Genomic DNA, 18,608 nt, shown 5'->3' on the forward strand with positions numbered 1-18,608 from the left:
GCGTCGAGCCGCTTTGCCGCAGTGGAACCACTTCTACAACTGGCACCGACAGCACCATGGGATCGGCTGCAAACCGCCAATCTCCAGGCTCTCAGCTACAAACAACCTCTTGACACTTCACACCTAGCGGACCTCAGATCGCCAGCGGATCCACGTCCACCGCCCACCGGATCAGCCCGCGCGGCCGCAAGCTGTGCAGCAGCGGCTGCCAGGCATCCAGGAACGTCTGCAGCGCGGGCCGTGATTCGCTTTCGAGCAGCATCTGCGCCCGTTCCACGTCGGCCACTCGCTGGACACTCTGCGGCACCGGCGCGTAGACGGTGATGCCGTAGTGGCCCGCCAGTTCCGCCGCCGCGGCTGCGGCGGCGGCGAGGAAGCCCTGGGCCACCTCCTGTTCGCGCGCGTCCGCCCGCAGCAGGGCCTGGAAGGTGAAGGGGGGCATGCCGGCCTGCTGCCGCTCCTTCAGCTGCTGCGCGGCGAAGCCGGCGAAATCGTGCCGCCGCAGCGCCGCGAACAGCGGATGCTGCGGATGCCAGGTCTGCACCCACATCTCGCTGGCGGCCGCATGCACGGCGTCGCGGCCCGCGCGGCCGCAGGCCTGCAGCAGCAGGCTGAACAGCCGCTCCGGCGCGCGGAAGTCGCTGGAAAACAGCGCTGTATCGGGGTTCACGGCCGCCACCAGCGTGATGCGGCGGAAGTCGTGGCCCTTGGTGACCATCTGCGTGCCGACCAGCACGTCCACCTCCCCGGAATGCACCTCGGCGAGCTGCCGCTCCAGCTCGCCTTGCCCGCGCGTGCTGTCGGCGTCCATGCGCAGGACGCGCGCCGGGCGGCCATCGGGGCGCAGTGCGGGCGCGACGAGCGCGGCGAGCTGTTCCTCCAGCCGTTCCGTGCCCCGGCCCACGGGGGCGATGTCGACGTTGCCGCAGCTCGGGCAGGCGCGCGGCACCGGCTCGGTGTAGCCGCAGTGGTGGCAGCGCAGCGTGCGGTCGGCCTTGTGGAAGACGCGGAAGGCACTGCAGTGGGCGCATTCGCTTTTCCAGTCGCAGGCGCCGCAGGCCAGCACCGGGGCGTAGCCCCGGCGGTTGAGGAACACCAGCGACTGCTCGCCGCGCGCGATGCGTTTCATGATCGCGGCCAGCAGCGCGGGCGAGAACAGCGTGCGCTTCGGCTGCAGGTTCATGTCGACCAGCCGCACCGCCGGCAGCGCGCCCGCTCCCACGCGCGCCGGCATGTCCAACCGCCGGTAGCGGCCTTTCTCGCAGGCCTGCCAGCTCTCCATCGAAGGGGTGGCGGAGCCGAGAAGGATGGTGGCGCCTTCCAGCCGGGCCCGGTAGACCGCCAGGTCGCGCGCCGAGTAGCGGGCGCCTTCCTGCTGCTTGTAGCTGGGGTCGTGCTCCTCGTCCACCACGATCAGGCGCAGCTTCGGCAGCGAGGCGAACACCGCCATGCGCGTGCCCAGCACGACGCGCGCCTGCCCCAGGTGGGCCGCGAGCCAGGCCCGCAGGCGCTGCGGGTGCGTCATGCCGCTGTGCAACGCCGCCACCGCCCCGGCGCCGAACCGCTCGGCGAAGCGGGCCAGCAGTTGCGGGGTCAGATTGATCTCGGGCACCAGCACCAGGGCCTGCGCCTGCGGATCGGCTTCGAACAAGGCCTGGGCGGCGCGCAGGTAGACCTCCGTCTTGCCGCTGCCCGTGGCGCCGAACAGCAGAAATGGCCCGCCCCCCGCGGCGATCGCGGCCAGCGCCGCGCCTTGCTCCGCCGTCACAACGGCCGGGCCCGGTGTGGTGGCGCCCTCGTGCGCTTGGGCCGGCCGCTTCAACCGGCGGGCCAGCTGGGTGGCGTCGAGGTCGCGCAACTGCGGCGGCAGCGCGGCGAGCGCCACTTCGCCGATCCCCCGTTTGTAATAGGTCGCGGCGAAGGTAACGAGTTGTCGCCAGGACGCGGACAGCGGCGGTACGCCGTCCAGCGCAGTTGTAATTGGCCGCAAATTTGCTGGCGAATTGTCGTGCCGGGTTTGCTGCGGTGCATCCCACACCACGCCGCACAGTTCGCGCTTGCCCAGGGGCACGCGCACCAAGGTCCCGGGCGCGAGTGGAAGCTCACTCTCGTAGCTCAGCGGGCTGGCCAGCGCGCTGTGCGCGGGGGTAGCAACGACGACGGAGACGAGCTGGGGCATCAAAAACGGCAGTTAGCCAGAACAGTTCACGTGAGCTTGCGGAAAACCCGGTAAGTCGTTGATTCCAAAGCGCTTTGCCCCGCAACCCCAAAATGTGTGGATAACTTTGTTGATAGACCGCCTCCGCCGCCGCGCGAGGCCCGAGAAATCAAGGGCTTGGCTGCGTTGCCCGGAAAAAGCGCATTCAGCGAAAGCCAACAAAATCAACCACTTAGGAGCGCTACTGTTTTTGCAGCACGGCGGCCGCCGCGACGCCGGACTGGGTGCGCCGCAACACGCCTTTTGTGCATAAGTCAAGGCGCTGGCAAACTTTTTGCAGTCGCGTTGCCTAGGGTACTCCCTGATGACTGCTTGTTCACGACGGGGCTCAGCCGGCGCGCATGCGCATCGAATGCGAATGCACGGCTTCGACCAGCGCATGCACATGGTCAGGCGGTGTGTGCTGGCTGATGCCGTGGCCGAGGTTGAAGACATGGGTGGCGCCGCGGCCCGGCCCCTGGTGCGGCGGGCCGAAGTCCTCGAGCACGGCGATGGCCTGCTCGGCCACCTGCGCCGGGGGGGCAAACAGCGCGGCCGGATCAAGGTTGCCCTGCAGTGCCTTGCGCTCCCCAACGCGGGCGCGCGCGGCCCCCAGACTGGCGGTCCAATCGAGTCCCAGCACATCGCAATCGAGCTGCGCCATCGCATCCAGCCAGGGGGCGCCGCCCTTGGTGAAAACGATGCGCGGGATCACCGCGCCAGCGTGGCTGCGCTTCAGCCCGGAAAGCACCTTCGAGGTGTAACCCAGGCTGAAATTCTGGAAGGCGCCATGGGCCAGCGCACCGCCCCAACTGTCGAAAATCATCACCGCCTGGGCGCCCGCTTCGATCTGGGCGTTGAGGTAGGCCGTGACGGCTTCGGCGTTGATCGCCAGGATGCGGTGCATCAGGTCCGGGCGGCTGTACAGCAGGCTCTTCACGCGCCGCCAGTCGTCCGCCGAACCGCTGCCTTCGACCATGTAGCAGGCCAGCGTCCAGGGGCTGCCGGAGAAGCCGATCAGGGGCACCCGGCCATCCAGTGCGCGCCGGATCGACGCGACGGCATCGAACACATAGCGCAGCTGGTCCATGTCGGGCACCGCGAGCTTGGCGACGGCCGCCTCATCGCGCACCGTGTGAGCGAAGCGCGGGCCTTCGCCCTCGGCGAAGGTCAGGCCCAGCCCCATGGCGTCGGGCACCGTCAGGATGTCGGAGAAGAGGATGGCCGCGTCCAGCTTGAATCGCTCGAGCGGCTGCAGCGTGACCTCCGTCGCGTAGTCCACGTTGGTGGCCAGGCCCATGAAGCTGCCGGCACGGGCGCGCGTGGCCTTGTATTCCGGCAGGTAGCGGCCCGCCTGGCGCATCAGCCACAGCGGCGTATAGGGCGTGGCCTGCCCCAGGCAGGCCCGCAGGAAGGTGTCGTTCTGAAGGGGCGCGAAGCTCATGCCGCGATTGTCGCAGGGCCCCTTGGCTATGATCGCCCGCACCCATGGACGCCATCCTTTCGCAGGCGCGCACCTTCTTCCTGGAAGGTGTGGCGCACTACCAGGCCGGGCGCTTCGCCGAAGCCGAGGCCCGTTTCGCCGCCGCGCTGTCGCTGGCACCGGGACGACCTTCAGTGCTCACCAACCTGGGCGCGGCGCGCCTGAAGCTCGGGCGTGCCGAAGAGGCGCTGGCCGACCTGGAACAGGCCCTGGCCAGCGAACCGGACAACGCCGAGGCCCTGGGGCACGCGGGCACAGCGCTGGCCGAACTGGGCCGCAAGACCGCAGCCCTGGCGATGTTCGATCGCGCCCTGGCCGGGCAATCGGAGGCGCCGGCGATCTGGCTGCTGCGCGGCAGCGTCCTGAAGGAGCTGGGGCGTGCCGACGAGGCCGCGGAGTCTTTCCGAACTTCGCTGGCCCAGGGCGGCGACGCCGAGTTGAATGCCTTCTACCTCGCCGGCCTTGCGGCCGCACCGGCGCCCGAGGCCGCGCCGCACGGGTATGTCGAGGCGCTGTTCGACGGCTATGCGCAGGAGTTCGACCAGCACCTGGTGGAGGCGCTGAAATACGACGCGCCGCGACGCCTGCTGGAACCGCTGGCGAAGCAGGGGCGGCACTTCCACGACGCCGTCGACCTCGGCTGCGGGACCGGTCTGTGCGGCCGCTGGTTGTGGCCGCTGGCCGACCGCATGACGGGCGTCGATCTCTCGCGCAACATGCTGGAGCGGGCGCGCACGCATGGCTGGTACGACGCGCTGGTGCAGGGCGACGTGCTGGCCTACCTGAAGCATCGCGAGCTGCCGCACGATGGCGTGGTGGCCGCCGATGTGTTCGTCTATGTCGGCGCGCTCGACGGCGTCTTCGGCGAATTGGAGCGCCTGATGCTTCCCGGCGGCTTGTTCTGCTTCAGCCTGGAGGAGTCCGCGCAGGCCGAGGTGGAACTGCGCGCCAGCCTGCGCTATGCCCATTCCGAGGGCTATGTGCGGCGCCTGGCCGATGCGCACGGTTTTCGCGTCACGCGGATCGAGCGGCACCCCGTGCGCGAGGACCAGGGCGTGCCCATTCCGGGCCTCTTCTGCTGGCTGGAGCGCGTCGCGTAGGCTGGGGTGAGCCCGCAGGCGAACCCCAGCGGCCCGTGCGCGTCACACCGCCTTGCGCAGGGCCTGGTCAACGTCCCAGAGGATGTCTTCCACATCCTCGATGCCGACCGACAGGCGGATCATGTCCGGCCGCACCCCGGCGCGCGCGAGTTCCTCCTCGTTCAGCTGACGGTGCGTGGTCGATGCCGGGTGGATCACCAGCGTCTTCGCGTCGCCGATGTTCGCGAGGTGGCTCAAGAACTCGCAGGCGTCGATGAAGCGTTCGCCGGCGCGCGCCGCGTCACCGGCGCGAATGCCGAAGGTGAGGATGCCCGACGCACCGGGACCCCCGTCGACCGGGCGGAACTGCTTCTTCGCCAGCGCGTGATGCGGTGAACCCGGCAGGCCGGGATAGTTCACCCAGCCCACCAGCGGGTGCTCGCTCAGGAATTCGGCGACGCGCAGCGCATTGCGGCAATGCGCCTGCATGCGCAGGTGCAGCGTTTCGATGCCCTGCAGGATCAGCCAGGCATTCAGCGGGGACAGCGTGGCACCGAAGGTGCGGTTCACCTCCATCCGCGCCTTCATCGTGTAGCCGAAGTCGCCGAAGGTTTCGTAGAACTTCACGCCGTGGTATGCGCGGCTGGGTTCCAGCATCTCGGGAAAGTTCTTCGCCGCGAGCCCGCTGCCCCAATCGAACTTGCCCGACTCGACCACGACGCCCGCCATGGTCGTGCCGTGGCCGCCCAGGTACTTGGTGGCGCTGTGCACCACGATGTCGGCACCGAAAGCAAACGGATTGCAAAGGTAAGGCGAGGCCACGGTGTTGTCGATCACCAGCGGCAGGCCATGCTCGTGCGCGATCTGCGCGACGGGCTCGATGTCGAACACGTTGACCAGCGGATTGCCCAGCGTTTCGCCGTAGACGGCGCGGGTGTTCGGGCGGATCGCCTTCCGGAAATTCTCCGGGTCCTCCGGATCGACGAACGTCGTCTCGATGCCGAGCCGCGAGAAGCCGATCCCCAGCTGGCCGACGGTGCCGCCATAGAGCGTCGATGCCGCCACGATGTGGTCGCCGGCCTTCAGGATGGCCAGCAGGGCCGTCATCTGCGCCGCCATGCCGGTGGCACAGGCCAGCGCCGCGCGGCCGCCTTCCAGCGAGGCCACACGCTCTTCCAGCACCGCCACCGTTGGGTTGCTGATGCGGCTGTAGACATTGCCGAAGGTCTGCAGGTTGAACAGGCTGGCGGCGTGCTCCGCCGAGTCGAAGACGAAGCTGGTGGTCTGGTGGATGGGGGTCGCGCGCGCGCCGGTCACCGGGTCGGGGATGGCGCCCGAGTGAATCGCTCGCGTGCCGAAGCCGTATTCGTGGTCTTGGTCGGCCATGGTTTCAGTAGAACAGCTGGCGCGGGCGTTGCGCGGAGATGACCTTGGTGTTGACGCCGGCCCAGTTGAGCCCGCCGAACAGCCGCGCGTGCTCGATCTTCACGCAGCGGTCCATCACCACGTCGAGGCCGGCCGCGCGGGCCATTTGCGCCGACGGTTCGTCGACGACGCCGATCTGCAGCCACAGGCATTTCGCACCGATGGCGATGGCTTCCTGCGCGATCGGCGGGATGTCCTCGCTGCGGCGGAAGCAGTCGACCATGTCGATGGCGTGGTCCTGCGCGGCGGCGGTCACGCTGGGGTAGCAGCGCTCCCCCAGGATCTCTTTCGCACTCGGGTTCACCGGCACGATGCGGTAGCCATGGGCCTGCATGTACTTGGCGGCAAAGAAGCTGGGGCGGTGCCATTGCGGCGACAGGCCCACCACGGCGAGGGTGCGGCAGGTGCCGAGGATGCGGCGCAGTTCGCTGATCGTGCTCATGCCGCAGTGTAAGCATGCGCTGAAAAAAGAGCGCTGCGCGACTTTTGCCCGGGATGCCAGGCATCTGGTCCGGATGGACTGTGGACCGGTCGCGGGATGCCCGCTAGCATGGCTTCCCGCCTCCCCGGAAGGGCCGCCATGCGACACGCCAAACTCTCTCTACTCTCCAGCGCAGTGGCACTCACGCTTGCCGTCGCGATGGTTCCCGGCATCGTCCAGGCGCAGCCGGACGGCCGCCCGGGCCCGTCGGGGCGGCGCGCCGAGGAGGCGTCGCGCGAAGTACGTGAGATCCGCCTGCGCATCCGGGAAGCTGGCGAGCGCATCGAGCGCGGCGAACGGCGCGGCCGCCTGAACGACCGCGAGGCCAGGCGCCTGCGCCGCGAGCTGCGGGAAGTCCGCGACCTGGAGGCCCGCATGAGCCGCGACGGCTGGGTGGACCGGCGCGAGCGCGAAGAGCTGTCCAGCCGCGTGCAGGAACTGCACCGGCACGTGACGAAGGAAATCCGGGACTAGCGAGCGGGGCGGCGAGTGGCCTGGACCCCTCTCAGAGGTAGGTCCACAGCATTTTCGCCGCCAGTGCGTACAGCAGGCAGGCAAACACCCGGCGCAGGGTGGCGACCGGCAGGCGGTGCGCCGCCCGGGCACCGACCGGCGCCGTCAACACGCTGCCGGCCACGATGCTGGCCAGGGCCGGGCCGTAAATGAATCCCGCCGTGAAAGGAGGAAGGCCGGGAACGTGCCAGCCGCTGATCGCATACCCAAGCGTTCCCATCACCGCCACCGGAACCCCCAGTGCGGCACCGGTGCCGATGGCAGTGGTCATCGCAATGCCGCAGAACAGCATGAACGGCACCGTGAGGAAGGACCCGCCCGCTGACACCAGCCCGGAGATGACGCCGATGAGAAGCCCGATCGCGAACAGCGCGGGGGCGCCTGGCACGCCTCGCGCGGCAGAGGGCTTGCGGCCAAGCAGAATCTGGGTTGCGCCCGCGAACACGATGACGCCGAAGGCCAGGGCAAGGACGCGCTGGGGGACCCAGGCTGACGCCATCGTTGCCACCAGCGTGCCGAGGACCATGGCGGGGCTCAGCCGGCGCACCAAGGCCCAGTCGACGCCACCCAGGCGGTGATGCGTCCGCACGCTGGCGCTGGACGTGAACATGATGGAGGCCATCCCCGTCCCCAGGGCCAGGTGCACCACGTGGTCTGGCGCGAACTGCTGGGCGGTGAACATCCACGCCAGCAAGGGGACCAGGGTCATCCCCCCACCGATGCCGAGCAAGCCGGCGAGAAAGCCGACCGAGGCACCGACGGCGAAGTAGAGGGGAATCCAGGTCACCGCCGGAGTATGAATGCCTCCGTCGCGTCAGCGCCGCCGCGCGAACGTGTCTGGCGACCCGGCGTCACCGGGCGCGGCGCTCAGGCCGCGCTCTTGTACTTGATGCTGCAGCCGTAAGGCCGCGTGGTGGCCGCACTCACCGGCTTGCCGGCCAGTGCCTCGCCGAGGCCTTGCTTCACGTAGTTGGTGGCCTTCTTGATGTCGTCCGGATTGCTGGACGGAATGCTGTCGATGCCGCCGGCGTACACCAGCTTGCCTTGCGGATCGACGATGTACATGTGCGGCGTGGTGCGCGCGCCGTAGGCGCGGCCGGCCACGCCTTCTTCGTCCATCAGCGTGGCGGTCGGCGCCGACTTGCGCTCCTTCATCCAGGCGACCAGCTTGGCCGGCTCGAGGTAGTCGTAGGCGTCCTTCTCGGTGGAGTTGATCGCCAGCCACACCGCACCCTTGCTCATCGCATCCTGCTGCGTGGCAGCCATGTTGCCGCTGTTGTAGTGCTTCTTCACGTAGGGGCAGCCGGGGTTGGTCCACTCCAGCACCACGTGCTTGCCGCGATAGTCGCTCAGCTTCACGGTCTTGCCGCTCGCGTCCTTCAGCGTGAAATCGGGCGCGGGTTGCCCCACCGCGGGCGCGGCCTGCACGGCGGCGACCCAGGCGAGGGCAGAGAAGGCAAGCAAGGCACGACGCAGCATGGCGGTACTCCTAGAGTTGGTTGATCGCAGCACGAACTTCATCCACACCCAGCACTTCCGACAGCACCACCGGGCGGCGGCCCTGCCGGTAGATGACGTACACCGGCACCCCGTTGCGCCCCAGCTGGGACAGCGCCGCGGTGATGGCGGGGTCGCGGCGGGTCCAGTCCGCCCGCAACAAGGCGAAGTTACGCGATTCGAAGTCGCCCAGCACTGCCCCGTTCGACAGTGTGGTCTTCTTGTTGTACTGGCAGGTGACGCACCAGGCGGCCGTGAAGTCGACGAAGACGGGTTGGCCCGCTGCCAGCAGCTGGTCTACCCGGCCGGGCTCCCAGGGCTGCCAGCGGCCGCCGGCGGCAGCCTGCGGCGCCGCGGCCTGGCGCGTGATGGCGTCGCCGGTCGACCAGGCCAGCACGCCGAAGCACGCCAGCGCCAACGCGCCCAGGGCCAGCCGCGACCGGCCGCGCAGCGTGAACGCCCAGACCACCATGCTCAGCGCGACCAGCAAGCCCAGCAGCGCGCCGGCGCCGTCGATGCCGGCCTGCTGCCCGACCACCCAGACGAGCCAGGCGACGGTGGCGAACATGGGGAAGGCCATGAGGCGCCGGAACGTCTCCATCCAGGCGCCCGGCCGCGGCAGCGCGCGCGCGACGGCGGGCAGCCAGCTGGCGGCCAGGTACGGCAAGGCCATGCCCAGGCCCAGCGCCGCGAAGATGGCCAGCGCCAGGGGGCCGGGCAGCCCGATCGCATAGCCGAGCGAAGCGCCCATGAACGGCGCGGTGCAGGGGGAAGCCACTGCCACCGCCAGCACGCCGGTCAGGAAGGAGTTGGCCACCGGATGCTTGGCCTCCAGCGTGGCCACGCTGCTCGGCAGCAAGCTGCCGAACTCGAAGACACCGGCGAGGTTGAGCGCGATCAGCGTGAACAGTGCCGCCAGCGTCGCGACCACCGCCGGCGACTGCAGCTGGAACCCCCAGCCCAGCTGCTCCCCGGCCGCCCGCAGGGCCAGCACCAGGGCGCCCAGGGCGACGAAGGAGACCAGCACGCCGGCCGTGTAGGCCAGGCCCGCCACGCGGTGCCCATGGGTGTCGTCCGCGTGGCGCGTGAAGCTGACAACCTTGATCGCCAGCACCGGGAACACGCAGGGCATCAGGTTCAGCAGCAACCCGCCCAGCAAGGCCCCCACCAGCGCCGCGAGCAAGGTGATCGGCGGCGCACCTTGCGGCTGCGCCGCGTTGCCGCGCAGGGCGGCTTCGAGCGCAGGCGACACGGTCGCCGCGGCAGCCACCGTCGGCCAGGCGCCCAGCACCTTCAGCTCCGCCCGCCAGCCCTGGCTGCCGTCCGCCAGGACCACCGGCAGTGGATTCGGGCTGGCGCTGCGCTGGGCCGACAGGGGGATGCGCGCGGTCCACACCGCACCCTTCCACGCTTGCGTGAAGGGCGCCGCCGTTTCGATGACTTCAGCGGTCTCGGGGAAGAACTGCAGCGTCTTGCCGCGGGCCTGCACCGGCAGGTTCTGCACCGAGAGTTCGAGCGCCTGGCCGTCGATGCGGGCGTGGCTTTCCGGGACCCGGTCGCCCAGCGGCGCTGCGAGCGGCCGCGGCGCGGCCGCGAAGGCCGCGTCGAACGCGCCGCCATGCAGGGCCGTCGTGCTGCGTGCCGGCAGCTTGAGCATGAACTCGCCGTCCTCCGGGATGCATTCCTTCTTGCACACCAGCCAGTTGGCCTTGAGCTTGATCTCGACGTCGCCCGCCAGCACCGAAGGCTTGAACTCGGGCGTGATCGTGAGCGGCACCGGCAGCAGGACCGTGCCTTCGTAACCGTAGTTGGCCAGCGTGCCGATCGGGATCTTCTTGGGCAGCGGCCACTGGATGTCGCCCGCGACCACGCCGCGCGGCAGTTTCCACTCCAGCTGCGTCGGCAGGCCGGAGTCACCCGAATTCTTCCAGTAGGTGTGCCACTCGGGCTGGTGCGCCAATTGCAGGCCGACCCAGACCGGCTTGCCCGGCTGCAAGCCCTCCGGCGCGTGGGCCAGCAGTTCGGCGCGCACCCGCTCGGTGGTGACCACGGCCTTGCCCTGGGCGGCCGCGCCCAGCGGCGCCAAAACAAGGGCCAGCGCAGCCGCAGCCAGGAAACGGGGGAAATGCATTGCAGTGGTGGAGCTCAGCGGTGGGCCGGAAGTTCCGGCCGCAGCGCGGTTGTTCAAGCGAAGCCCAGCACGACGCGGCGCGTGGTCGCGCTCTTCTTCTCGATCTTGGTCACCACCACAGGCCCGATTTCCGCGGTGTTGGCGACATGCGTGCCCCCGCAGGGCTGGTAGTCGATCGCATCGCCGACGCGGATGGTCCTGATGCGCCCGGTGCCGCGCGGCGGCTGGACCGACATGCTTTTCACCAGCGCCGGGTTCGCGTCCAGCTCTTCATCGGTGATCGAAGCGATCTGCACGGGATGGCCGGCAGCGACCAGCCGGGCGATGCCTGCGGAGAGCGCCTCCTTGTCCAGCGGATCCGTCATGTTGAAGTCGAGCCGGGCGGCGTCGGCCGTGATCGAGCAGCCGTTCACCAGTTGCGGCACCAGGTGGCACAGCAGGTGCGTCGCCGTGTGGAAGCGCATGTGGCGATGGCGGCGCTCCCAGTCGATGCGCGCCACGACCGGCTGGCCGGGCTGCAGCGTGGCCAGCAGGGCCTCCTGGCCCGGCGCCGGCACGTGGGCGATGTCAGCGGTCGGCTTGCCTTCGGCGTCCTTGCACTTGCGCGTGTCGGCCACCACCAGCACGGCGCCGCCGGCCAGCACCAGTTCCCCGCTGTCACCGGCCTGGCCACCGCCCAGCGGATAGAACACAGTGCGGTCGAGCACCACGCCCTGCTCGGTCAGAGCGACGATGGAGGCGGGGGTCTCCCGCAGATAGGCATCCTGGCGGAACAGCTCTTGCGTCATGCCGCGATTTTCGCGGTTTTCGCCTACAGGGGTGCGGCGGTGCCGCCGACCACACTTTCGCTGATGAAGTACGTTCCGCGCCTCCTTCCTTCCGCCCTCGCGGGCAGCACGCTGGCGGCATGCATCGCCGCCGCCTTCGCCCAATCGGGGCCGCAGGGCATCGGCGTCAATCCCAGCTTGCCGGCGCCGGAGAAAAGCGGCCTGGTGCCCACGGTGAACATCGCGCCGGCCCAGGGCTGGCCGCAGGGCACGATGCCCCAGGCGCCCGCTGGCTTCAAGGTGACGGCGCTGGCGGCCGGACTGGACCACCCGCGCTGGGTCTACACCCTGCCCAACGGCGACGTGCTGGTGGCGGAGAGCAACAAGCCGCCGCCGAAGGAGGGCGCCAGGAACGTGCACGCGGAGGGCGTGCGCGGCAAGGCCATGGGCGCGGTGATGAAGCGGGCCGGCGCCGGCAGCCCCAGCGCCAATCGCATCACCTTGCTGCGCGATGCCGACGGCGACGGTGTCGCCGAAGTGAAGAACGTCTTCATGAGCGGCCTGTTCTCGCCCTTCGGCATGGCGCTCGTGGGCAACGAACTCTTCATCGCCAACGCCGATGCGATCGTCAAGGTGCCCTACCAGCCGGGGCAGACCACCATCAGCGCCGCGCCGGTCAAAGTGACCGACCTGCCGGCCGGCGCCAACCATCACTGGACCAAGAACATCATCGCCAGCGCCGACGGCAGCAAGCTGTATGCGACGGTCGGCTCCAACAGCAACATCGGCGACAACGGCATGGCGTCCGAGGAAGGCCGCGCCGCCATCTGGGAGGTCGACCGCGCGACCGGCAACAAGCGCCTCTTCGCGAGCGGCCTGCGCAACCCGAACGGGCTGGGCTGGGAACCGCAATCGAAAGCGTTGTGGACGGTGGTGAATGAGCGCGACGAACTGGGCAACGACCTGGTGCCCGACTACCTCACCTCGGTGAAGGACGGCGCGTTCTACGGCTGGCCCTGGAGCTACTGGGGCAAGAACGTCGATGCGCGCGTCAAGCCGCCGAACCCCGACATGGTCGCCAAGGCGATCGCGCCGGACTATGGCCTGGGCTCGCACGTGGCGCCGCTGGGCCTGGCGTTTTCCGATGCGCGCATGCCCGCCAACTACGCCAGTGGCGCTTTCATCGGCCAGCACGGCTCCTGGAACCGCAAGACGCTGACGGGCTACAACGTGGTGTTCGTCCCGTTCGCCGGCGGCAAGCCCAACGGGACGCCCCAGGCTTTCCTCACCGGTTTCCTCAGCAAGAACGGCAAGGCCTACGGCCGCCCTGTCGGTGTGGCCCTGGACGGCAAAGGAGCGTTGCTGGTGGCCGACGATGTCGGCAACGTGGTCTGGCGGGTGGCTAAAACGAACTGAGCGGGCTCGCCGTTCAGTAGAACCAGTGCAGGTGGGTCAGCACCATGGCGGTGATCGAAGGCCCACGCGTGCATTGGTCCAGGCTCGACAGCACCAGCGCGGACGCCGAAGCGGCCAGCAGGAGCAGACAGTCGCGCGGCTCCGCATGTTGGATGGTGGTGGCGATGGCTTTCATGGGTTCGATCTTGGCCGCCGGGGCGGGCCTTGTCGGTCGCCCCATCGCCTGTCCGCTTGCGGGAAGGCGACGGCCGAGCAGGTCGGCAGGCCGACTACAGGCGTAGGCGGACGGCGGCGCCCCGCGCGGAACCCTCCCACTCCCGCCCGGGCGGCCCGGCCTACGGCTGCGTACCGTCCGCCACCCGCCGGTAGCGGATGCGGTTGCGGTGGATGTGGTCCGTGCCGACGAATTCGTTGCGGGTCTCGAAAGCGATCTGGAACGTGGCGAACGGCAGGTTCAGCCGCGACGGTGGCCGGCCGTTCATGAGCGTGTATTTGCGCTTGAGGTTGGTGCCGTCGTAGAGCCACGTGCCCTCGTGCACATGCTCGATGGTCTCGCCGGATGCACCCGTGGCCCGCACGGTCTCGCGAAATCCGCCATCCGCCGCCAGTTGCAGCACCCGCCGGGCCTGCACGGCATCCGCGCCGTATTCGCGCAGCCACGTGCCGGGCAGCAGCTGCGCGACCTCGTCCTGGCCCAATGTGTTGGAAGGCCCGGCGGCGCGGGGCGCCACCTGGTCGTTGAAAGCCAGCAGCGCGGCCACGGCCAGCGCGGCAAACCCCCAGTAAACCTGCGGAACGAGGCGCATGCTGGCACTATCCCAGAAAGATGGACCGCCGGCTGCTCATCACCACCTTGGCCTGCTGGCCGGTCGCCCGCCTGTTCGCGCAGGACGGCGAACAGCGGCCACGCCACAAGATCTCCGCGGCCGAACTTCACGGCGCACTCGCGGCGCGCTTTCCCGTGCGCTTCGGGCTGCGCGGCGTGCTGGAGGTCCAGGCCAGCGCGCCCCGCCTGCTCATGCTGCCGGCGCGCAACCTGCTCGGCGCCACGCTCGTGGCCCAGGTCAGCGGGCGCCAGGCGAAGGAGGCGCCCGCCGGTGAACTGGACGTCGTGTTCGCCCTGCGCTACGAGCCGTCGGACCAGACGTTGCGCGGGCAGCGGCTGGAGATCCTGGATTTGCGCTGGCCGGGCTTGCCTGCGGAATCGCGCCAGGCCCTGGTGGCCGTGTTGCCGGCGCTGGCGCGCGAGGCGCTGGCCGAGGTGGTGCTGCATCGATTCTCGCCACGCGAACTTGCCTTGGCGGAGACGATGGGGTTCGAGCCGGAGCAGTTCATCGTGCGGGACGACGGCCTGCTGATCCTGTTCGGTCCCCGGCAGCGCCGCTAGGGCGATGGCTCCACGACTTCGTAGTGGAACACCTTCGCGACGATGCGCCAGGCTCCGTCCACCTTCAGCAGGGTGAGGAAATCGGTGAACTGCCGCGGCGCGATCGAGCAATTCACCTTGGCGAATGCCGTCACCGGGCCCGCGAATTCGATCGCGAGGATGCGGTCGCTGCGCGCCTCGCCCCGGCTGGCCGGCGAAGGCCGCGCTTCGACGATGGGCAGGTAGCGCGCCATGTCCAGGTGCACCAGCGTCCCGCCGGTGGCCGTGAAGTAGTGCGCCTCGGGATGGAACACCCGCGCCAGGCGCGCCGAGTCGCTGTGGTGCAAGCCATCGAAGTACTCCGCCAGCAGTGCGGACACCTCGGCAAAGCCGGAAGCGCCGCTCATGGCGCGGCCTGGCGCCGGCGGAACTCGGGCAACGGCAGCCCGCCGACGCCCCAGTTGTCGGGCTCCACCTCCTCGATCACCACGTAGGTGATGGCGGGGTCCTTGCCGAGCACCCGGTGCAGCACGTCGCTGACACCGGCGATGACCTGGGCCTTCTGCTCGCGCGTGACGCCTTCGCGCGTGACCTGGATGTTCACATAGGGCATGGCCGCGCTCCTCAGTTGTAGCGCCGCACGACGGCCGCGACGCGTTCGCCGAAGGCGCGGGCCGTCGCCAGGTCGCCGGGGACCATCTCTTCGACGCTCGCGTCCGAAGGCGTGGCCGTGAGCAGCCCGCTGAAGCCGGCCAGGTGGTTGATGTCGTCGCGGGTCGCGGCCTTGCTGTTGGCGGGCATCATGCCGGTGCCCACCCAGAGCATGCCGTGCTGCTGCGACAGCGTGAACAGCGCCTGCACCGTGGCGTGCTTGTCGCCGTTGATGCTGGCGCTGTTGGTGAAGCCGGCGGCCAGCTTGTCCTTCCAACCCTGCTGCGCCCACACGCGGGACGAGGCGTCGGCGAACTTCTTGAACTGCCAGCTGACGTTGCCCATGTAGGTGGGCGAGCCGAAGACGATGGCGCGTGAGGCGGCCAGCCGGTCCCAGCCGTCGGCGTGCAGGTCGCCCTGCTCGTCGATCTCCAGCAGGCTGGCGCCGCTCGCCTGGGCCACGGCCTCGGCCACCTTGCGGGTGTGGCCGTAGCCGCTGTGAAAGACGATGCTGATGGGGGATGCCATGGATGCGCTCCGGGTGGTGGTTGAGGAATGGAGCAAGGTTATTCATGGCTTCGTGATTGATAAACTAGCCGAGATGCACTTCACTCATTCCTTCGTGTAACTCATGGAGCGTGGATTCGGCGACGTCATGGTGGGCAGCATCGAGCTGTTCTGCCTGGCCGCGGAGCTGGAAAGCTTCACCGCGGCGGCCGCGCAAGCGGGCATCACGCCGGCCGCGGTGAGCCGCGCCATCGGCCGCCTGGAAGATCGGCTGCAAGTGCGCCTGTTCGTGCGCTCCACCCGCAAGATCCGGCTCACCGACGGCGGCCGGGCCTACTTCATGCAGTGCCGGCAGGCACTCAACCAGCTGCAGGAGGCCGAGCGTGATCTCACCGGCAGGCAGGCCGAGCCGGCGGGACTGGTGCGCATCAGCGCACCGACCACCTTCGGGCATTACGTGCTGTTGCCGCTGCTGCCGGCCTTCCGCGCGCGCCATCCGCAGGTGCGGGTGGAAGTGCAGGTGAGCAACCGCAACGTCGATTTCACGTCGGAGCCGTTCGACCTGGCGATCCGCGCCCGCAACCCGCCTGACTCGGGGCTGGTCGCGCGCCTGCTGATGCAGGCTGAACTGGTGGTGGCGGCGTCACCGGAATACCTGCGCCGCGCCGGCATTCCGGCCACGCCGGAGGACCTGGCGCACCACGAGTGCATCCAGTTCCTGCTGCCGCGCACGGGCCAGCGCGTGGCCTGGGAGTTCCGCGTGGACGGGGACGATGTGGCAGTGGCGACCGAGGGCGGCTACACCTGCACCGACGACGTGCTGGCCGTCGCCACGCTGGCCCGCGCGGGGGCGGGACTGGTGCAGACGCACCGGTTCATCCTGGACGAAGAGTTGAAGGCCGGGCGGCTGGTGGAGGTGCTGCAGGCTTTCGGCGGCCGTTCCAGGCCGTTCTCGCTGCTGTACCCGGCCGGGCGCCACATGCCCTTGCGGGTGCGGGCGCTCGTCGATTTCCTGCTGGAGCGGGCGCTCGTCGATTTCCTGCTGGAGCGGGCGCTCGTCGATTTCCTGCTGGAGCGGACGAACCCTGAAGCCGGGCTCTAGTTCTTGATCTTCGGTGCCGGCATCGTCGGCATGTCGAACGCCCACTGCTCCCAGGTGCCGCGCTTGAACGCCGAGGCCAGGTACTCCTGCAGGCCGTCGTCGATGGCGTAGATGTCCTCCAGCTCCTTGAGCGCCGCTTCATCGGCATCTTCCGGCCAGCCATGGGCGCGGGCGAAGCCGAAGATCACCGCCACGGCGAACGTGTCCTCCTGCCAGCCGTGCGACTTCACCAGCGAGCGCAGCAAGGCGCCGTACGGCCGGGGAATGTAGTCGCGCGTCAGGGTTTCGGCCGGCATGGTGCCCAGCACTTCCAGCAGCGTGGTGAGCAGGGCGCGCGGCGACTTCGGCTCGATCTTGGCCGGCCGCTTCGTTTCGGCTTCCGGTTCGGCAGCCGCCGCGGCCACCGGGGCCGGCGCCGGTGTGCGCGCTGGCGCGGGGGCCGGAGTGCGTGCGGGTGCCGGAGCCGGTGTGCGGGCCGGTGCAGGCGCTGGCGTGCGCGCCGGCGCAGGTGCCGGTGTCCGCGCGGGGGGCGGCGGTGGCGGAGGCGGCGGAGGCGGTGGCGGTGGCGGAGGAGGCGGTGGCGGAGGCGGAGCCGGCGGCGACGTGACCACCGGCGCAGCCGGCGCTTCCGCCGCGAAATCCAGCGAAAACTCGGCTTCCGGCGCGGGCTGCGGTGCCGGGGCGGGAGGCGGCTCCGGCGCGCGCGCCGACACGACCGTCTCGAAGGGAACCACCGTCGGGATGCGCGCGGCGATCAACTCCTGCAACTGCTTGGCGCGGCGCGCCAGGGTGCCGTCCTGGAATTTCCGGTCGAGCGCCTTCCTGGCCGCATCCCATTCGCCCATCTCCCGGTGCCACTCGCCGATCTCGAGCGCAGTGGCGTCCGATGCTTCGCCGCTGAAGAGCGCGGATTCCAGCAGGGCGCGCAGCAGCAGCGCGCGCCGCCGCTCGTCTTCCTTGGTCCGGGCCTCGTTGGTCGGAAAGACACCGAAGAAGAATTCCGTCCGCTCCCGGTCGTTGTCGAGCCAGAGCAGCCCGCGCGCCAGCCAGCCCCGCTTGCGCAGCGACACCACGTCGGTGGACTTGGGGGGCTGCGTCAGCCGCGGCAGCGGCGTGCCCGGCTTCGCGGGCTTGCCGGGCGGGTGGAACATCGCGTCATAGCGCTCGAAGCCGGCCCAATACAGGGAGGGCGGGCCCCAGGCGGCCTGTGGCAGGTGGAACCGCTCCAGGTCGCCGGCCTTGCGCAGCAGGTCGGCGGAGACGCAGTTCTTGCGCCATGACACGGCGATGCCGCAGTGCGGGCACGTGATGATCTCGGTCTGCACGCCGTGAAAGCCGCCCAGGTAGCCGTCGGAGTAGGGCACCTCGTCGGAGACCGTGACGATGCGCACCCGCTCGATCACCATGCAGTGGTTGCCGCAGGAACGGCAACCGACGATGTACTCGGCGTGCCGGCTCATCTGCGCGCAGCATTCATCGCTGGGAACCAGCCGGGACAAGCCCGCGACATGCCTTCATCAGGCCAGGGGAGATCACCGCGCACATCGCCTTTGCATCACTTGCATCGATCGCGCGTTGGGCCTGCCAGGATGCAGGACGCGCGGCTTCAGGGCTCGCGGCCAGCTTACCGGAGCCCTCAGGCGCCGGTCAATAGCGGCGCCTCGGTGATTATCCACGTCAAATCTCGATCGCATACATGGCATCCCCCATGTAGCGGTTCGGCCCGAAGGCGGCGGCCACAGCGGCGGTTTCGGCAGCCCGCCACTGCTCCAGCACCAGCCACTCGCCCTCCGACAGGCTGTCGCGCGCCGGTTCGTCCCCATGGGTGCCCAGGATGCGCTGGCAGGCCTGGAACACCGGCACCACCAGCGCCGGGTCGCCCAGGGTGGCCTCCAGCGCCTCCCGGAAACGCCGCTCCGCCTCGCGCAGCTCGGCGGGCGAGGCGTCGGCTTCGTAGAGCTTCACGCGGTAAGTCATGCGGCACGATAACGCA

The 18,608-nt window shown here is 69.5% G+C and carries 20 protein-coding genes and 1 pseudogene; 6 read left to right on the forward strand and 15 right to left on the reverse strand.

The features are described 5' to 3' along the window. Positions 1-127, forward strand: a pseudogene (locus FN976_RS29620) (IS481 family transposase); the annotation flags it as partial. A gap of 6 nt (positions 128-133) precedes the next feature. On the opposite strand, the gene priA reads toward FN976_RS29620, so the two are convergent. Both priA and hemE read right to left on the reverse strand, forming a co-directional pair. Next, the gene (gene priA / locus FN976_RS27670) at positions 134-2,179 is read right to left on the reverse strand and encodes a replication restart helicase PriA (RefSeq protein WP_145897134.1); all 2,046 of its coding nucleotides are present in this window, start codon (positions 2,177-2,179) and stop codon (positions 134-136) included. A gap of 367 nt (positions 2,180-2,546) precedes the next feature. Beyond that, positions 2,547-3,641 carry a uroporphyrinogen decarboxylase gene (gene hemE / locus FN976_RS27675; protein ID WP_145897136.1) on the reverse strand — a complete coding sequence of 365 codons (1,095 nt, stop codon included), beginning with the start codon at positions 3,639-3,641 and terminating at the stop codon, positions 2,547-2,549. Between the two features lie 44 nt (positions 3,642-3,685). Here hemE and FN976_RS27680 point away from each other — a divergent pair, with 44 nt between their 5' ends. After that, positions 3,686-4,780, forward strand: coding sequence for a tetratricopeptide repeat protein (locus tag FN976_RS27680; protein ID WP_145897138.1), 1,095 nt, complete (start codon positions 3,686-3,688; stop codon positions 4,778-4,780). Between the two features lie 42 nt (positions 4,781-4,822). Here FN976_RS27680 and FN976_RS27685 read toward each other — a convergent pair whose 3' ends face one another. Further along, the gene (locus FN976_RS27685; RefSeq protein ID WP_145897140.1) at positions 4,823-6,145 is read right to left on the reverse strand and encodes an O-acetylhomoserine aminocarboxypropyltransferase/cysteine synthase family protein; all 1,323 of its coding nucleotides are present in this window, start codon (positions 6,143-6,145) and stop codon (positions 4,823-4,825) included. Between the two features lie 4 nt (positions 6,146-6,149). After that, positions 6,150-6,626 carry a CoA-binding protein gene (locus FN976_RS27690; protein WP_145897142.1) on the reverse strand — a complete coding sequence of 159 codons (477 nt, stop codon included), beginning with the start codon at positions 6,624-6,626 and terminating at the stop codon, positions 6,150-6,152. Positions 6,627-6,764: 138 nt separating this feature from the next. Here FN976_RS27690 and FN976_RS27695 point away from each other — a divergent pair, with 138 nt between their 5' ends. Next, a complete protein-coding gene (locus tag FN976_RS27695) occupies positions 6,765-7,139 on the forward strand; it encodes a hypothetical protein (RefSeq protein ID WP_145897144.1) in 375 nt (124 codons plus the stop codon). A 31-nt stretch (positions 7,140-7,170) separates the two neighbouring features. Here the strand turns inward: FN976_RS27695 and FN976_RS27700 are convergent, their stop codons facing one another. From FN976_RS27700 to FN976_RS27715, 4 genes are all read right to left on the reverse strand, one after another. Beyond that, entirely contained in the window at positions 7,171-7,965 is a 795-nt protein-coding gene (locus FN976_RS27700; RefSeq protein ID WP_145897147.1) for a sulfite exporter TauE/SafE family protein, read from the reverse strand. A gap of 80 nt (positions 7,966-8,045) precedes the next feature. Continuing rightward, the gene (locus tag FN976_RS27705) at positions 8,046-8,657 is read right to left on the reverse strand and encodes a thioredoxin family protein (RefSeq protein ID WP_145897149.1); all 612 of its coding nucleotides are present in this window, start codon (positions 8,655-8,657) and stop codon (positions 8,046-8,048) included. Between the two features lie 10 nt (positions 8,658-8,667). Beyond that, on the reverse strand, positions 8,668-10,806 hold the full coding sequence (locus tag FN976_RS27710; protein WP_145897151.1) for a protein-disulfide reductase DsbD family protein: 2,139 nt from the start codon (positions 10,804-10,806) through the stop codon (positions 8,668-8,670). 53 nt (positions 10,807-10,859) lie between these two features. After that, a complete protein-coding gene (locus tag FN976_RS27715; protein ID WP_145897153.1) occupies positions 10,860-11,594 on the reverse strand; it encodes an alanyl-tRNA editing protein in 735 nt (244 codons plus the stop codon). A gap of 63 nt (positions 11,595-11,657) precedes the next feature. Between FN976_RS27715 and FN976_RS27720 the strand changes: the two genes are divergently transcribed. Then, the gene (locus FN976_RS27720; RefSeq protein WP_145897155.1) at positions 11,658-12,989 is read left to right on the forward strand and encodes a PQQ-dependent sugar dehydrogenase; all 1,332 of its coding nucleotides are present in this window, start codon (positions 11,658-11,660) and stop codon (positions 12,987-12,989) included. Between the two features lie 13 nt (positions 12,990-13,002). On the opposite strand, the gene FN976_RS29065 is transcribed toward FN976_RS27720, so the two are convergent. Together FN976_RS29065 and FN976_RS27725 are read right to left on the reverse strand one after the other, a co-directional pair. Then, positions 13,003-13,164 carry a hypothetical protein gene (locus FN976_RS29065; protein WP_186511247.1) on the reverse strand — a complete coding sequence of 54 codons (162 nt, stop codon included), beginning with the start codon at positions 13,162-13,164 and terminating at the stop codon, positions 13,003-13,005. 160 nt (positions 13,165-13,324) lie between these two features. Next, a complete protein-coding gene (locus tag FN976_RS27725) occupies positions 13,325-13,795 on the reverse strand; it encodes a hypothetical protein (RefSeq protein WP_145897157.1) in 471 nt (156 codons plus the stop codon). A gap of 20 nt (positions 13,796-13,815) precedes the next feature. Here FN976_RS27725 and FN976_RS27730 point away from each other — a divergent pair, with 20 nt between their 5' ends. After that, entirely contained in the window at positions 13,816-14,376 is a 561-nt protein-coding gene (locus tag FN976_RS27730) for a DUF1439 domain-containing protein (RefSeq protein ID WP_145897159.1), read from the forward strand. On the opposite strand, the gene FN976_RS27735 is transcribed toward FN976_RS27730, so the two are convergent. The 3 genes from FN976_RS27735 to FN976_RS27745 are packed head-to-tail and all read right to left on the reverse strand — an operon-like array spanning position 14,373 to position 15,534. Continuing rightward, positions 14,373-14,762 (reverse strand): nuclear transport factor 2 family protein, encoded by a 390-nt coding sequence (locus FN976_RS27735; protein WP_145897161.1) that lies wholly within the window; start codon positions 14,760-14,762, stop codon positions 14,373-14,375. The two genes, FN976_RS27730 and FN976_RS27735, sit on opposite strands and share 4 nt — an antisense overlap. Further along, positions 14,759-14,968 carry a tautomerase family protein gene (locus FN976_RS27740; protein WP_145897163.1) on the reverse strand — a complete coding sequence of 70 codons (210 nt, stop codon included), beginning with the start codon at positions 14,966-14,968 and terminating at the stop codon, positions 14,759-14,761. Before FN976_RS27740 ends, FN976_RS27735 begins: the two co-directional genes overlap by 4 nt. A gap of 11 nt (positions 14,969-14,979) precedes the next feature. Beyond that, positions 14,980-15,534, reverse strand: a complete 555-nt coding sequence (locus FN976_RS27745) for a flavodoxin family protein (protein WP_145897165.1) — start codon at positions 15,532-15,534, stop codon at positions 14,980-14,982. Between the two features lie 103 nt (positions 15,535-15,637). Between FN976_RS27745 and FN976_RS27750 the strand changes: the two genes are divergently transcribed. Next, complete coding sequence (locus FN976_RS27750; protein WP_145897167.1) at positions 15,638-16,615, forward strand: LysR family transcriptional regulator; 978 nt, start codon at positions 15,638-15,640, stop codon at positions 16,613-16,615. Here the strand turns inward: FN976_RS27750 and FN976_RS29675 are convergent. Beyond that, positions 16,612-18,075 (reverse strand): hypothetical protein, encoded by a 1,464-nt coding sequence (locus tag FN976_RS29675; RefSeq protein ID WP_145897169.1) that lies wholly within the window; start codon positions 18,073-18,075, stop codon positions 16,612-16,614. The two genes, FN976_RS27750 and FN976_RS29675, sit on opposite strands and share 4 nt — an antisense overlap. 217 nt (positions 18,076-18,292) lie before the next feature. Continuing rightward, positions 18,293-18,592, reverse strand: coding sequence for a hypothetical protein (locus tag FN976_RS27760; protein ID WP_145897171.1), 300 nt, complete (start codon positions 18,590-18,592; stop codon positions 18,293-18,295). Positions 18,593-18,608: the final 16 nt, after the last annotated feature.

Source organism: Caenimonas sedimenti (assembly GCF_007833165.1).
In the GTDB taxonomy this organism is placed as follows: domain Bacteria; phylum Pseudomonadota; class Gammaproteobacteria; order Burkholderiales; family Burkholderiaceae_C; genus Ramlibacter; species Ramlibacter sedimenti.